Source organism: Senimuribacter intestinalis, from assembly GCF_943192965.1.
Lineage (GTDB): Bacteria > Bacillota > Clostridia > Peptostreptococcales > Anaerovoracaceae > Senimuribacter > Senimuribacter intestinalis.
Genome location: NZ_CALPCF010000010.1, coordinates 101390 through 117085 on the forward strand (window position 1 = coordinate 101390; position 15696 = coordinate 117085).

Genomic DNA, 15696 nt, shown 5'->3' on the forward strand with positions numbered 1-15696 from the left:
TTCACCGAAACTCCTCCTAAATGTGCATATTTTAAGCGTTATTTTAACTTTTACGTACGTTCGTGTACATATATCGAAAGCTTTTTTGATATTTATGCACTGCCTATGCGCAATCCTGTCAGATCCGCAAACAAGCCACCCATTACAGGGTGGCTTGTGATTTTTATTACAGTAATTCTTTTCTGGAAAGGTTAATTCTGTTCTGACTGTCAATTTCGGTAACCTTTACTTTTACCACATCACCGATGTTTACAACATCTTCAACCTTTTCAACTCTTTCTTTTGCCATCTTAGAAATGTGCAGCAGCCCTTCCTTGCCAGGCAGGATTTCAAGGAATGCGCCGAAGTTCATGATTCTGGTAACTGTGCCCTCATAAATTTCGCCGACTTCTACTTCCTTAGTCAGAAGCTCGATACGATGACGTGCTTCGTTGGCGCCTTCCATATCGGCACTGTAAATGCTGACAAGTCCCGGATCATCCTCGGAAATATCGATCTTAACACCAGTTTCATCTACAATCTTATTGATGGTCTTTCCACCAGGTCCGATGACAATTCTAATCTTATCAGGATCAATACGCATCGTAATGCTTCTCGGTGCGTACTTGGACATTTCTTCTCTAGGTGCAGGAATTTCTTCTAACATCTGTTCCATGATGTACATTCTGCCTTCCTTTGCCTGCTGCAACGCCTTTTCCAGAATTTCTCTGGACAGGCCGTGCACCTTAATATCCATCTGAATTGCAGTAACGCCGACTTCTGTACCGGTTACTTTAAAGTCCATGTCGCCCAGAAAGTCTTCCATGCCCTGAATATCGGACAGGATAGCCATCTTGCTGGAACCGTCTTCCTCTACTCTTTCAATCAGACCCATAGCGATACCTGCAACTGGTCTCTTGATTGGAACACCTGCGTCCATCAGCGCCAGGCAAGAGCCACAAGTGGAGCCCATGGAAGTGGAACCGTTGGAAGAAAGTACTTCAGATACCACACGGATTGCATAAGGAAATTCCTCTACAGAAGGAAGCACCGGAATCAGCGCTCTTTCTGCCAGTGCACCATGTCCGATTTCTCTTCTGCCCGGGCTTCTCATAGGTCTTGCTTCACCTACGGAATAGCCTGGGAAGTTATAGTGATGCATATATCTCTTTTCAGTCTGTTCAGTGATACCGTCAATAGTCTGAGATTCGCTTGCCGGTGCCAACGTGCATGCTGAAAGCACCTGAGTCTGACCTCTCTTAAAGAGTCCGCTGCCGTGTACTCTTGGAAGCATCTGGGTTTCGCACCAAATCGGTCTGATTTCGTCCAGCTTTCTGTTGTCTGGTCTGATACCTTCGTCCAGAATCATAGCGCGAACACATTCCTTGGTGATATTGTAAAGAACATTGGCAATATCCTTTTCATTTTCAGGATAAATTTCTGCAAAGTGCTCTTTCGTTTCTACTTCTACTGCATCCATGTTATCAAGTCTTTCCAGCTTGTCTACAGTCTTAATCGCAGTCTTCATCTTGTCTACAGCATAAGCTCTCACTGCTGCATCGATATCCTCAGGAACCTGATAAAGGTTTACGTCCTGCTTATCTTTGCCGACCTCAGCAACGATCTCATCGATAAAGTCTACAATCTTCTTAATTTCTTCGTGTCCGTAGAGGATTGCGTCCAGCATTACGTTTTCCGGTACTTCATTAGCACCTGCTTCTACCATCATAATCGCTTCTTTAGTACCAGCAACAGTCAGATTCATTTCGGAAACTGCTCTCTGTTCCAAAGACGGATTGATGATGAACTGTCCGTCAATCATTCCTACCCTTACAGCACCAATCGGTCCTTCCCACGGAATATCAGAAGTGGACAGCGCAACAGAAGCACCAATCATTGCCATAATATCTGTTTCACAGTCGGGATCCACAGACATAACAGTTGCAACAACAACTACATCGTTATAATATCCCTTCGGGAACAACGGACGAAGCGGACGGTCCATCAGTCTGGAACACAGTGTCGCCTTCTCGCTCGGTCTTCCCTCTCTCTTGATAAAGCCGCCTGGAATCTTGCCAGCAGCATACATTCTTTCTTCATAGTCGCAGCTCAGTGGGAAAAAATCGATGTCAGGTCTTGGCTCTTTGGAAGCGCAGGCGGTTACATTGACTACGGATTCACCGTATCTTACCATAACCTGTCCGTTTGCCTGTTCGCAAACCTTGCCAATCTCTAACTGCAGAAGTCTCCCTCCTACTGCTGTTTTAAATGTTCTGTAATCTGTAAATCTTGCCATTTTAATAAACAACTCCTTCCTGTTTATTTTTTCTTACGCTTGGCTTACCTTCGATTGATAAAGATGTTCTGCCGCATGCAGTATTTCAATCCACGCACCCTTATCAATCGAAGGTAACATCTTATTTAAAAAAATGACGGGACCTTCGCCCCGTCAAAATTTCCACTATGGACTACTTTCTTAATCCTAAACGAGCAATCAGGCTTCTGTATCTTTCTACGTCAACATTCTTCAGATACTTCAGCAGATTTCTTCTCTGACCTACCATCTTCAGCAGACCTCTTCTGGAATGATGGTCCTTCTTGTGAACCTTCAGATGCTCGTTAAGATCATTGATTCTTGCAGTCAGAATTGCTACCTGTACTTCCGGAGAACCAGTGTCTCCTTCTTTGGTTGCATATTCTTTGATAATTGCCGTTTTCTGTTCTTTTGTAATCATTTTAAAATTCTCCTTTTCTTAATACGCTTTCACCGAGTTATCGTCGGAGATTCCGTAAAACCAAGTGAAAGTAATTTTCAACTAGATTAGTATATCATACCTACATTCTAATTGCAAGTGTTTAATTTTCATGTCCTTTTTGTCTCGATTCCAATCCGGTCCATGAACCATGTCAGATTATGAAATGTGCATAAAATCATCATTTCTATTCAAAATATGCATATCCTTCTCCTAATCTGTGCATATTTTTTGTAAAATCAACGAGTATATGCATATTCTTGAACTTAAACGACTACACTTCAAGGTAAAACCCACTTAAATCTACATATTTTGAACAATTTCTTCAATTCTATGCACGTGCTTGTGCATATTTTGTCAAATTTTTTCTAATATATGCATTTTACCTCGTTACGCCGTCCTCGCTAGGACAAGCCTTTTATTCCTTGTCATGCTTCTGATGAAACTGGCTCGCCTGCCTGCAATCTCTGACAATTTGCGCAGACAGTTCCTTTACACTGTCAAATTTGACCTCGTCTCTGGTCTTCTGTAAAAACTCTACCGTAATCTGTTTTCCATAAAGTTCTTTATCAAAATCAAAAATATGCGTCTCTACATTTTTGTTATAGTGTCCAATGGTCGGCTTATGACCTACATTAGTTACACTCGGATAGCGAACGCCATTGTAAGTGCAGTAGGTTACATAAACACCGTTAGGCGGCGTTACCATGGACGGGTCGATAACCAGATTGGAAGTGGGAAAACCCAGCTGCTTTCCAAGTCTGTTTCCTACCACCACTTCACCGCCAATAGAATAGTGTCTGCCCATATAAGTTTTGCACTGCTCCACTTGTCCAGAGGCAATCAAGGTACGAATCAGCGAAGAGCTGACGATTTCGCCTTTAATTTTATATGGTGGGATTTCCGTCACCTCGTATCCGTGCTGCGCGCCCATCTTGCGCAAAACCTCCGGATTTCCCTGCGCTTTGTAGCCAAAATGATAATTAAAGCCACAGAAAGCAGCTTTCATCTGAAACTTCTCAAGAAGGAGCTTCTCCACAAAATCTGCAGGGCTCATGGTCATAATGCTGCGAGTAAAAGGCACATTGAACAGATAGTCCACGCCTAATTCTTGAATAATCTGCTCCTTTTCCCGCTTAGCTAAAATGTTTTTTACCTTTTTTTCTTTGGGCAACAAATCCTTCGGGTGATTAGAAAAAGTAAACACCGCCGACTTTAAATCCGACTCACCTGCTTTTTCCACCGCCTTTTTAATCAGTTCCTGATGCCCCAGATGAACACCGTCAAAATTCCCCAGCGCTACTGCCGCCGGTTCAATATTCTGTATTTCTTCTAAGGTTTCAAATATCTCCATTTTCATCACCTCGTATAAAAAATCTTGTCCGCTACCAGTTTCTTATAGGTCTCGTTATAAAATGCCACACCTATAAAAACCTCTTTTCCGGCAATCTCCGCAAAGACGTTATATGCTTTGCGAAACTCCGTGCGGATAGGCAGATAAAAATCCTGCTCTGCAAAAGTCGGCGCTTTTACAATCTGACATTCCTGCAAAGGAAGGTGCCAGCCGGCAGCAAAGCGCACGCCGGAAATCTCATCGGTCACTACCTTGCCAAAGTGAACAAGAGGCTGCCACGAAGCGTAGAGACTTTTTTCAATCTCCAAAGGGTCCATCTCTCGAAATACTTCCAAATCCAGCGCTTCTTCAACATGAAAGATACCGCTGGAAATTCGTTCAAGGGACGTCAATGTGCCGCAGCACCCCAGTTTTTCCCCTGCGTCCTGACAGATGGTTCTGATGTATGTACCCTTGGAGCACTGCACCGTGAAGGTTATAGTTTTTTCACCATCGGGAAAAATCTTCTCAAGTTCCAGATTATGAATATAGATTTTCCGTGTCTTTACATCGACAGTTTTCCCTTCTCTTGCATACTCGTAAAGTCTTTTTCCATCAACCTTCAGCGCTGAATACATAGGCGGTTTCTGGTCGATAACACCGCAAAAATCCGCAAATACAGCTCTAACCTGCGCTTCCGTGCAGGTAACCGATCTTCGCTCAAGTACCTCTCCCCAGATATCCTGGGTATCAGTCAGTAGTCCCAGTTCCATGGTGCAACGGTAAGTTTTCAAATCCATATCCAGATACTCCATGATTCTGGTGCTCTTTCCAATGCAAACAGGAAGAACTCCGGTTGCCATCGGATCCAGCGTGCCGGTATGTCCGATTTTCTTAATACCCAAAGTTCTTCTGGCAACGCCTACGATATCGTGAGACGTCATATTCTGCGGTTTGTTGATATTCAGTATTCCTTCTGTAATCATGCTCTATCCTATACTCTTTATAATCTTTTCCTTCAAAAGGTCGAAGGCTTCGGAAAGTCCTAAGGTAAGCGTTGCGCCCGCTGCACGGATATGACCGCCGCCGCCAAGTTCAGAAGCAATGCGTGCCACATCTACACAGGATTTAGAGCGCAGACTGAGCTTAATTCTGCCGTCCTTTGTCTCCTTCAGGAATGCCGCCACTTCCACACCGGAAATGCTGCGCAGCCGCTGTACTACGCCTTCGGTCTCTTCCATAAGCGCACCGCTTTCTGAAAGCATATCCTGCGTCACATATGCGATGACACCGCGTCCGCCTGCTACGGTAGACATGGTGGCAAGCGCCATATTCTCGATGAGAAGTTTTTCTATGCGCATGTTCTCGTAAATCTCTACGCTGACTTTATTCGCATCAATACCAATGTCGTAAAGCTCTGCTGCGATGAGATGGCTCTCCTTGCTGGTATTGCTGTACTGAAAGTTTCCCGTGTCCGTGGTAATTGCCGCAAAAATGGCTTCGCCCATTTCTTTGTCGAGGGCAATGCCCAGAGTCTGCAAAAGTCTATAAATCAGTTCACCAGTCGCTGCAGCGTCTTTGTCTACGTAGTTGTAATCGCAATAAAATGTCGTCGTTTCGTGATGGTCAATGCACATGGACTTACTGCTCTTTTCAAAAGCCGCCTGCCTTCTTTCAAAGCGGGACGGATCGCCGCAGTCCACACAGACAGAAAGGTCGGGCGCTGTGATAACGTTCTGATCAAAGGTGCAGTACCCTTGGTCTAAAAACGCTAAATTGGCGGGAATGCCATCTTCAATGAGAACATGACATTCCTTTCCCATACTGCGCAGCCCCTTGCACAGCGCTGCCGCTGAGCCCAGAGCGTCTCCGTCCATATTGACATGAGGATAAATTAAAATTTGTCTTGCAGAAGAAAGGACTTCTGCCAATTCTTGAAAAGTATTATTCTTCATGTTCGATTCCCAGTTTTCCAATTACCTCTGAAATATGTCTGCCATACTCCATGGAGGTGTCCAGTTTAAAAATCAGCTCCGGAATGTGGCGCAGCTTAATCTGTCTGCCGATTTCTTTTTTTATAAGGCCTTTGGCGCTGCGAAGCCCCTCTAGTACAGCTTCCGCCTCCTGCTGCTTTGCCTCCTCATCTTTACTTCCGACAGAAAGCACAGTCACATAGCAGGTGGCATAGCTGCCGTCAGAAGTCATTTCCACTCCCGACAGGCTTACCATCGCTGACTGTAATCTAGGGTCTTTAATGTCTCTGAGCAGCATTTCGCTGACAATTTTGCGAATTTCTTCTCCTAGACGACCCTGTCTGTATCCTTTTCCCATAGGTTTTCCTTTCGTAATGGTTATTTACGTTCAATTTCAACCATGTGGAAGCACTCGATAATGTCACCTTCTTTGATGTCATTGTATGCTTCAATGCCGATACCGCATTCATAGCCGGAAGCAACTTCCTTAGCATCATCTTTGAATCTCTTCAGAGATGAAATCTTGCCTTCGTGAATTACGATACCATCACGCACCAGTCGAACTTCTGCGTTTCTCACAGCTTTTCCTTCCAGTACGTATGCACCGCCGATGATACCTACACCTGGTACTTTGAACGTAGTTCTAATTTCTACTTTACCCAGAATTTCTTCTTTAAATTCAGGATCCAGCATACCCTTCATGGCATTTTCTACATCATCGATCACATCGTAAATGACTCTGTAGGTTCTGATCTGAATGTTTTCTCTATCTGCCATGGTCTGTACTGCTGTGCTCGGTCTTACATTGAAGCCGATGATGATAGCGCCGGCTGTACCTGCCAGCATAACATCGGATTCTGTTACAGTACCTACACCTGTATGAATAATGTTTACTTTTACATTTTCGTTATTGAGTTTTTCAAGGGAAGCAATCAGTGCGCCGACAGAGCCCTGTACGTCGCCCTTGATGATCAGGTTCAGTTCTTTAACTTCCCCTTCCTGGATCTGGCTGAACAGCTTTTCTAAGGTGGTGCTTGCGTTTCTTGCAAGAACTTCTTCTCTCAGCTTTTCTTTTCTGTTTTCAGCAATTTCTCTTGCTATCTTATCGTCTTTTACTGCGTTAAATTCATCACCTGCCTGCGGTACATCGGTCAGACCCAGGATTTCTACTGCTGTAGCAGGACCTGCTTTCTTGATGGTCTTACCTTTGTGGTCGGTCATAAGACGAATTCTGCCGGAGCAAGTTCCTGCAACGACGCTCTGTCCGCTCTGCAATGTTCCGTTAGTGACTAGAAGTGTAGCAACCGGACCTTTGGATTTGTCCAGTCTTGCTTCAATAACTGAACCCATGGCAAGTCTGTTCGGATTTGCACGAAGTTCCATCATCTCTGCCTGAAGCAGAATCATTTCCAGAAGGTTTACGATACCTTCGCCGCTCTTTGCAGACACTGGCACGCTGATGACGTCGCCGCCCCAGTCTTCTACTAAAATACCGTGCTCGGTCAAATCCTGCTTTACTCTGTCAGGGTTTGCACCTGGTTTATCCATCTTGTTGATAGCAACGATAATCGGAACGCCTGCAGCCTTTGCATGGCTGATGGATTCAACAGTCTGCGGTTTTACACTGTCGTCTGCTGCAACAACCAGTACTGCGATATCGGTAACGTGCGCGCCTCTTGCTCTCATTGCAGTAAATGCTTCGTGACCCGGTGTATCTAAAAATACGATCTTCTGTCCGTTAATTTTTACTTCAGAAGCACCGATATGCTGGGTAATGCCGCCGGACTCAGAAGCAGTTACATTGGTCTTTCTGATTGCGTCAAGAAGCGATGTCTTACCGTGGTCAACGTGACCCATAACAGTGATAATCGGCGGTCTGTCCTTCAAATCTTCTTCACTGTCTTCAAAGAGTTCCAGTCCCTCTTCAACTGCTTCTTCCTCTACCTTGCCGATAGCTACGCTCAGACCCAGATCTTCTGCCAGCACCATTACAGTGTCTTCATCAATATTCTGGTTGATATTTGCCATGATACCCAGCTTCATCAAAGTCATGATGACTTTTGAAGTGGATACTTCTGCCTGTTCACAGAAGCCTGCAACAGTAATCGGCACATTGATCACAACGGTGCCTTCTGGCAGTACTTCTTCTTCAATTTCAGCTTCCACAACTTGTGGTTTTGGTTTATTGTGTTTCTTTCTTGTCTGTTTTTCCAACGATTTTCTTTCCAGTTTATCAAACTTATTCTTTTCTTTATCCTGCTTCTTCTTGGAATCGTCTCTTCTTCCCGGCTTGGTTTCAATTTTGTCAAGCTGCGGACGATCCTTTCTTGCCCCGCCGTTTCCACTGCGATCGTTTCTATTATTGTTTCCACCGCGGTCATTTCTGTCATTTCTGCCGTTATTTCCACGAGGATTATCCTTGCGGTCATTGCGATCATTTCTGTCATTTCTGCCGTTACGATTTCCGTTGCCGCCGCGATCGTTTCTGTCAGCTCTTGCACCATCTTTGCGTTCCGGTTTCTTGCCGCCGCGGTCTTTTCTTTCTGCATTTCTATCAGCAGGTTTCTTCTCTGGCTTTACTGCCGGCGTTTTTTCAACTGGCTTTACTGCCGGCTTCTCAGCTACTGCAGGCTCCGCTGGTTTTACCGGTGCAGCTTCCGGTGCTTTTACAGGCACCGCAGTTTTTGCCGGTTTTTCAACTGGTTTTGCTTCTCTCGGCAGCGGAGTGCCTACAGGCGGTTTCTGTCTGCTTCTATTTTCCAATTCTGCTTTATTTACTACCGGCTTTCCAACAGGCGGTTTATTCTTACTTGCCAAATACTCCGTATCTACTACCGGTTTTCCAACAGGCGGTTTCGGACGATTGGAAAAGCCTGGTCTTACTGCCGCTTTGACAGTGACTCTCGGTTCTTCCTGGACTGTAGTTCCCTTTTTCTTAGGCTCTGCCTTTACAATCTTAGTCTCTTTCTTTGTTCCCTTTATCTTGTCAACATCCGCATCAGATAACACGCTCATATGGCTTGTTACACTGATACCGAGCTGCGCTGCCTTCTCTTGGAGTTCTTTACTTGAAATGTTTAATTCTTTTGCCAGTTCATGTACTTTTTTCGTCATATTCACTCCTCCCTTTCTGATTGAATAAGGTCAATCTCCTTACAAATAATTTCCGCAAAATGACGGTCTGTAATACCGAAAATCCCCTTTCCGGTCTTTCCTGTCACCTGAGAAAGCTCATCGCTTCCTCCGAAAATTCTATAGTTAACATTATTTTTTTCGCATTTTCCCTGCATTTTTTTCACTGTGTTATCGGCTAAATCTTCAGTTAAAATTAAAAGCTGCACTCTTCGCTTCTCAATCATCATGATACAGGTGTTATACCCAGTCACAAGATTTCTGGACTTGGCGGCAAATCCTAAATAGCTGAAAACTTTTCCTCTATTCATTAGCCTGCCCGTTTACTTCTTTTAATTCCTCACAAACCCTGTCAATTTCGCTCTGGGCAATATTGGCAGAAAAGCTTCTCGAAAACGCCTTACGCTTCTGCGCCTTTTCAATACACACATTGTTGCGGCAGAGATATACGCCGCGCCCTTTAGCTCTTCCTGTCGTATCTAGCGACAAAATACCTTCGTAAAAGGCTACGCGGAGCAGTTCCTGCTTGGGTTTTGATTCCATGCAGCCGATACACTTTCTCATAGGAATCTTGTTACTCTTCAATCTCGAAAACCTCTTCTCCTTCTAATGCTTCTGCCGGCTCCTCATCGATTTCCACAATGTCATCTGCCGCCTCTTCATTATAGTACTGCGTGTGGCTCTTAATGTCGATTTTCCAGCCGCTGACTTTTGCAGCCAGCCTTACGTTCTGTCCTTCTTTACCAATTGCCAGAGAAAGCTGATAGTCCGGCACTACAACTGTTGCAGTCTTTTCAGCCTCATCTGCCAGCACAGATTCCACTTTTGCAGGTGAGAGCACGTTGCTGATCAGTACTTTCGGATCTTCACTCCAAGGAATGATGTCGATTTTCTCGCCGCCCAGCTCGTCAACTACCGCCTGCACACGAATACCTCTGGTGCCAACACATGCACCAACCGGATCAACGTTCACGTCTTCGCTGTAAACTGCCAGCTTGGTTCTGGAGCCGGCTTCTCTTGCAATCCCCTTGATTTCAACAAAGCCATCCTGAATTTCAGGAACTTCCATCTCGAAGAGACGCTTTACAAGACCCGGATGAGATCTGGATAAAAACACCTGCGGTCCCTTCGTGGTCTTCTTCACGTCCATAATGTAGACTTTCAACCTTTCGTTGACCTCAAAACGTTCACCCGGTACCTGTTCGCCAGCAGAAAGGATGCCCTCCGCCTTTCCCATGTTGACAAACAGCGTTTCGCCGCTCTTTCTCTGCACAACACCGGTTACGATTTCACCCTGCTTGGTGATGAAGTCATCGAAAATCATACCTCTTTCGGCTTCTCTGATTCTCTGTACTACAACCTGCTTTGCAGTCTGTGCAGCAATTCTTCCGAAGTCTCTTGGCGTTACAGAAAACTCAATCGCGTCACCGATTTCGTATCTTGGATCGATTTCCTGTGCCTCCTCTAAAGACATCTCAATCATATCATCATAAACTTCTTCTACAATATCTTTTCTCATGAGTACTGCAATATCGCCGTCTTCCCTGTCGATATCCACTCTCACATTCTGCGATGTGCCATAGTTCTTCTTGTAAGCAGAAACCAGTGCGGACTCAATTGCTTCAATCAAAATGTCCTTGGAAATGTGTTTCTCCTTTTCAAGTTCATTTATCGCTTCGATAAATTCTCTGTTCATTTGTCTTTACCCTCCTTAGAAAACCACTGCCAGGTTGGTTTTTGCCACCTGATCCAGCGGGAACATCCATTTTTTATCATTTTCATCTTTTATTACAACATTGCCGTCTTCTAAGCCTTCCAAAATGCCTTCAAAAACTTTTTTCCCGTCAATGCCCTTATACAATTTTACTTCTACCAGTCTGCCGGTATACTTCTCGTAATGCCTTTCGGTAATCAGTTCCCGGTCCATGCCCGGCGAAGAAACTTCCAAATAATAATTCTGCTCAATAGGATCCAGTCTGTCCAGCTCGTCACTTAAAAATCTGCTGACCTTTTCGCAGTCGTCGGTACTCACGTATTCTTCCTCCTCTGCGGAGATTTTATCGATATAAACCCGCAGAAACCAGTCTCTGCCTTCCTTAGCAAACTCAACGTTATAAAGTTCCAGCTCAGATTCTTCCATGAATCCTGCTGCAATTTCCTCAATAATTTCTTTTATCTTTTTCTTTGCCATTTACTGCCTTTCGTCCTCTTGCAAAGCCGCTCTTTTACAGCACTTTGCCCTAAACAAAACTGAAAGAGTGGGTTTTGCCCACTCTTCTCGCTTTCCTCAATAAATTTCGTACATATATATACTAGCACAAATCTACGGCTATGTCAAATATTAGTTTTTTCAAATTTTCGGCGCATTGACATCAAACCTGCAATAACTCTGATACCGTTATAAAGCAGGCTGCGCCTTGTGTCCTCTATCTGATAAAATTAGTCGCAACCTTCGAATTAACCGGTGCTTCAATCCCGTTTTCTTTTCCTGCTTCAATACATTTTAAAAGCCAAGCCATGTTAGAAGCGATATTTCGCATAGTCTGCAGTCCCTCTAAATCCTGTGCGACTTCCTCCGGCGTGTTGCCGTGCACCATATTCCAGTAAGTAGAAGATACCACCGGCATCTGATTAATCATAAAATATTTGTTCAAATCATCTAGCGCTGCTGTAGTGCCCGCTCTTCTTGCAGATACTACTGCTGCTCCCGGTTTGTGTGTAAATGCACTGCCTCCAGCATAAAAAGCTCTGTCAAGCACAGAAAGAACTCTGCCGTTAGCATGCGCGTAGTATACCGGTGATCCAAACACAAATCCATCTGCTTCCGCTGCTTTTCCTATCAATTCATTAACTGGATCATCCTCAAAAACGCAAACACCGTTTCGGCTGCCACATGCACCGCAGCCGATACAGTCTCTAATCGGCTGTTTCCCCAGCTGCAGGATTTCACTGTCGATATGAAATTCTGCCAGCGTCTGTGCAATCTCTTTTAAGGCTGTAAAGGTACAGCCTGCCTCGTTAGGGCTTCCATTTAACAGTAAAACTTTCATTCTTCTACCTCCCTTGTTGTGTCAGAGTAATCTATGTTCTTTGTCTTTAAAAATTCCACTTTTTCAGGAAAGACGCAAATTTCTTTACCGCTGCCGAAGCATTCTTTCCATTTTTGTAAATAACTCCAATATTACGGTAACACGGTAAATCCAGCGGTGCAATTTTAATCTGATCGCGGCATGTCTGCAATACCAAATCCGGCATAAGGCTAATGCCAAATCCCTTTGCAACCATGGATATCGCACTGTTATCGTCAACATAGGTGGTCTGTCTGTTGGGCTTGATATGATATCCTGCCAGCTGCTGCTCAACATCCAGGTCACTGGCACAGTAAGGGAACAGGAAATGTTCTGTTTCAATTCTATGCAGCGGAAAGAGTTCCCCCTCCTTCCATGGATATTCCGGTGGAAGCACTGCAAAAAAATCATCTCTGGCAAGGGGTTCAAAGTCCTCTCTTTTCACCAGGTTGGTAGTGATGCACATGTCGACCCTTCCTTCATCAAACCACTGATACAGCCTATCGTCTCCCTCTTTAATCTCAAAAGAAATTTCCGGATTCTCCTTCTGAAAAGCGCGCATCACGTCCGGAAGCCAAGTTCTGATTACGCTGGCAACCGCCGCAATACGAATCATAGAGGCTTTCTGTTTTAGAATCAGGTCTACCTCCGTCTCAATCTTTCCGCTGGCCTTGACCAGTTCTTTGAAAAGTGGCATAAGGCGCTCGCCTTCTTCTGTAAGCCGCACACCAAACTTACCGCGGTGCAGCAGCACCACGCCCAGTTCACTTTCTAAAGAGTTCATCATATGGGTAAGCCCGGCCTGGGTATATCCCAGCTTAGTAGCCGCTGTCAGCAGACTGCCGTTATCCACCGCATAAATCAGCACCTTGACCTTATTAATATCCATAATATCCGTCCTGTTCTATTAAAAATCGTTATATATATATAATAATAAAGAGAATTCCATAAGTCAATAGAATGCGGTAAAATATAGATATAAATATTCGTTTAATTTGAAAAGATTTATTAGGAGGATTTCATTATGTACAATAACACCATGTACGAGCTGGGAAGCCAGCCATCTCTGATTCGTGAACTTTTCGCTTACGGACTTGAACAGGCAAAGATTGTTGGACCAGAAAACGTATTTGACTATACTCTCGGTAACCCAAGCATTCCAGCTCCTGCAAAAGTACAGCAAGCAATTAAAGACATCCTTGATGATACCGATTCCATCAAAATTCACGGCTATTCCATGGCTGGCGGTTTTGATGAAACCAGAGAAGCAATCGCTGCAAACCTGAACAAGCGTTTCGGTACTGATATCAAAGCATCCAACCTGTTCGTAACCTGCGGTGCTGCCCCTGCACTGATTTCTGTAATTAAGGCACTGGCTACTGACGCAGATTCCGAAATTATGGCAGTTGCACCATTCTTCCCTGAATACCGTCCGTTTGTTGAAAAGAACGGTGCGCACCTGGTAGTTGTACCTGCTGACAGAGAACATTTCCAGATTGACATGACTAAGGTGGAAGAACTGATTTCCGTACATACACAGGCAATCATTATCAACTCCCCTAACAACCCATCCGGTGTTGTTTACACGAAGGAAACTCTGGAAGCACTGGCTGCTATTCTGACTAAGAAGAGCGAAGAATACGGACATCCAATCTACATCATCGCTGATGAACCTTACAGAGAACTGACTTATGGAGATGCAAAGGTTACTTTCATCCCTACAGTTTACAAAAACACTATCGTATGCTACTCCTGGTCCAAGAGTCTGTCTCTGCCGGGCGAACGTATCGGTTACGTATGCGTTCCTGATCAGTGCGATAACGCTTCCGAAGTATTCAACGCTGTTGCTGGCGCTGCTCGCGCAAACGGTCACGTTTGTGCACCTACCCTGCCGCAGATGGTAATCGCTCGCTGTGTAGACGAAATGCCTGACCTGAAAGCCTACGACGAAAACCGTACCCTGCTGTACGATGAACTGACTAAGATGGGCTACAAATGCGCAAAACCTGACGGCGCTTTCTACCTGTTCGTAGAAGTTCCAGATGGAGACGGAATGAAATACTGCCAGAAAGCAAAAGAAGACCACAATCTGCTGGTAGTTCCTGGCGAAGGCTTTGACTGCCCGGGATACATGAGATTATCCTACTGTGTATCCAACGAAATGATCAGAAGAAGCTTACCTGCATTCGCTAAGATGATGGAAGCTTACAAATAATAAGCCTTTCTTCCAGCAGGGCTGTATGAAATCACACATCCCTGCGCGGCTTGACTTTAAAGTAACAGTCCAAATCGGGCTGTTACTTTTTTATCGTTGTTATTCCAATAATTTCCTTGTAATTCCAGGATAACTTTACCAGTTTTCAGTTTTATTCATTAGGGTTTTCAAAATCAGGATTTCGTCCGCAAAAAGAAACCCTTTTTGATAGTTTTGAAAACCAAACAGAGTATTTCTGAAAACCACCAGAATTTTCCATGTTAAAAAATTCAATAGACTGCATTAAACCTCAAATAATATCCAAAAAAGAGGAAGACCGGAGCACAGGGACTCCGATTTTCCATTTTAATCCATATTTAGCCAGTATAATTGAATCGATATCATTCAGTCAATCTCGTTCAGTCAGTGTCATTTAGTCGATATAATACGCCCAGTTCTCTTTTCTTTCTGAAGCCTTCGGATATTCTCCATCGACATAACCCAGCACGCAGTGGCCGATTCCCTCATAGTCACCTTCAATGCCCAGAGATTCAAGAATTTCCTGTCCCTCCGTACGTTCAAATTCTTCCTTTGCTCTGTGAATCCAGCAACTTCCGATTCCAAGGGAATGAGCAGCCAGCATCAGATTTCCCATGACCAGACTGCCGTTATATACGTGAGTCGGAATCTTCTTGTCCGCTAAGACAATCAGTACCACTGGCGCACCGTAAAACGGGTCGCTGTCTGATCCCATAATCTCAGCGTTGAGTTTAGACAGTCTGTCACGAACTTCCTTGTTGGTTACTGCAATAATAATCGGATCCTGATAGTTCATTCCTGTTGCCGCAAAAGTACCGGCTTCAATAATCTGCTCAATGATTTCCTTTGGCACCATGTCCGGCTTAAATTTACGGATGCTTCTTCTCGTTTTCATCGCTTCAATAATCTGATTCACTATTTTCTCCCTCCTGTATTTTTGTTCACTCTTCTATTTTAATTGTACTGAAATTTCAAGTTATCGTCAATACGCCAACTTGAAAAGAATCTTTCGGTATTCTTGCGTTCTTTATGTCAAAAACGCCAACTTGAAAATTTTATTTTAGTATTCTTGCGTTCCACTTCTTAAATTCGCCAACTCGAGAAGTAAAATTCGTCAAAACGGCGCATGACGCCAACTTGATCCTGTTTTTGAGCTGATACAATAAAGTTGTAATAGGAGTGAGACTTTTGTAAAATATAGTAAAACGAAAGGAGTACCCCTATG

General features: G+C 44.2%; 15 protein-coding genes. 1 reads left to right on the forward strand and 14 read right to left on the reverse strand.

Annotated features, from left to right (window positions below; all coding sequences use genetic code 11):
• Positions 1–166 precede the first annotated feature (166 nt).
• From NFR88_RS10035 to NFR88_RS10100, 13 genes are all read right to left on the reverse strand, one after another.
• Complete coding sequence (locus NFR88_RS10035) at positions 167–2275, reverse strand: polyribonucleotide nucleotidyltransferase (RefSeq protein ID WP_160202261.1); 2109 nt, start codon at positions 2273–2275, stop codon at positions 167–169.
• A gap of 172 nt (positions 2276–2447) precedes the next feature.
• Positions 2448–2714: a 30S ribosomal protein S15 gene (gene rpsO, locus NFR88_RS10040; protein ID WP_160202262.1), complete on the reverse strand. Its 267-nt coding sequence runs from the start codon at positions 2712–2714 to the stop codon at positions 2448–2450.
• Positions 2715–3150: 436 nt separating this feature from the next.
• Complete coding sequence (locus NFR88_RS10045; RefSeq protein WP_251615671.1) at positions 3151–4086, reverse strand: bifunctional riboflavin kinase/FAD synthetase; 936 nt, start codon at positions 4084–4086, stop codon at positions 3151–3153.
• 5 nt (positions 4087–4091) lie between these two features.
• Positions 4092–5051 (reverse strand): tRNA pseudouridine(55) synthase TruB, encoded by a 960-nt coding sequence (truB, locus tag NFR88_RS10050; protein ID WP_251615674.1) that lies wholly within the window; start codon positions 5049–5051, stop codon positions 4092–4094.
• 3 nt (positions 5052–5054) lie between these two features.
• Entirely contained in the window at positions 5055–6020 is a 966-nt protein-coding gene (locus NFR88_RS10055; protein WP_251615677.1) for a DHH family phosphoesterase, read from the reverse strand.
• Entirely contained in the window at positions 6010–6396 is a 387-nt protein-coding gene (rbfA, locus tag NFR88_RS10060; protein ID WP_160202842.1) for a 30S ribosome-binding factor RbfA, read from the reverse strand. The genes NFR88_RS10055 and rbfA overlap by 11 nt, the downstream gene beginning before the upstream one ends.
• 20 nt (positions 6397–6416) lie before the next feature.
• Positions 6417–9152: a translation initiation factor IF-2 gene (gene infB, locus NFR88_RS10065; RefSeq protein ID WP_285813855.1), complete on the reverse strand. Its 2736-nt coding sequence runs from the start codon at positions 9150–9152 to the stop codon at positions 6417–6419.
• Between the two features lie 2 nt (positions 9153–9154).
• Positions 9155–9481 (reverse strand): L7Ae/L30e/S12e/Gadd45 family ribosomal protein, encoded by a 327-nt coding sequence (locus NFR88_RS10075; RefSeq protein ID WP_160202844.1) that lies wholly within the window; start codon positions 9479–9481, stop codon positions 9155–9157.
• A complete protein-coding gene (gene rnpM / locus NFR88_RS10080) occupies positions 9474–9755 on the reverse strand; it encodes an RNase P modulator RnpM (RefSeq protein WP_243151099.1) in 282 nt (93 codons plus the stop codon). The genes NFR88_RS10075 and rnpM overlap by 8 nt, the downstream gene beginning before the upstream one ends.
• Positions 9745–10866 (reverse strand): transcription termination factor NusA, encoded by a 1122-nt coding sequence (gene nusA, locus NFR88_RS10085; protein WP_160202845.1) that lies wholly within the window; start codon positions 10864–10866, stop codon positions 9745–9747. Before nusA ends, rnpM begins: the two co-directional genes overlap by 11 nt.
• Positions 10867–10881: 15 nt before the next feature.
• A complete protein-coding gene (locus NFR88_RS10090; RefSeq protein ID WP_160202846.1) occupies positions 10882–11361 on the reverse strand; it encodes a ribosome maturation factor RimP in 480 nt (159 codons plus the stop codon).
• A gap of 235 nt (positions 11362–11596) precedes the next feature.
• On the reverse strand, positions 11597–12220 hold the full coding sequence (locus NFR88_RS10095; RefSeq protein ID WP_160202847.1) for a flavodoxin family protein: 624 nt from the start codon (positions 12218–12220) through the stop codon (positions 11597–11599).
• Between the two features lie 46 nt (positions 12221–12266).
• Complete coding sequence (locus NFR88_RS10100) at positions 12267–13127, reverse strand: LysR family transcriptional regulator (protein WP_160202848.1); 861 nt, start codon at positions 13125–13127, stop codon at positions 12267–12269.
• Positions 13128–13262: 135 nt separating this feature from the next.
• Here NFR88_RS10100 and NFR88_RS10105 point away from each other — a divergent pair, with 135 nt between their 5' ends.
• Complete coding sequence (locus NFR88_RS10105) at positions 13263–14453, forward strand: pyridoxal phosphate-dependent aminotransferase (RefSeq protein WP_160202849.1); 1191 nt, start codon at positions 13263–13265, stop codon at positions 14451–14453.
• Positions 14454–14865: 412 nt separating this feature from the next.
• Here NFR88_RS10105 and NFR88_RS10110 read toward each other — a convergent pair whose 3' ends face one another.
• Positions 14866–15387: a nitroreductase gene (locus NFR88_RS10110; protein WP_160202850.1), complete on the reverse strand. Its 522-nt coding sequence runs from the start codon at positions 15385–15387 to the stop codon at positions 14866–14868.
• Positions 15388–15696: the final 309 nt, after the last annotated feature.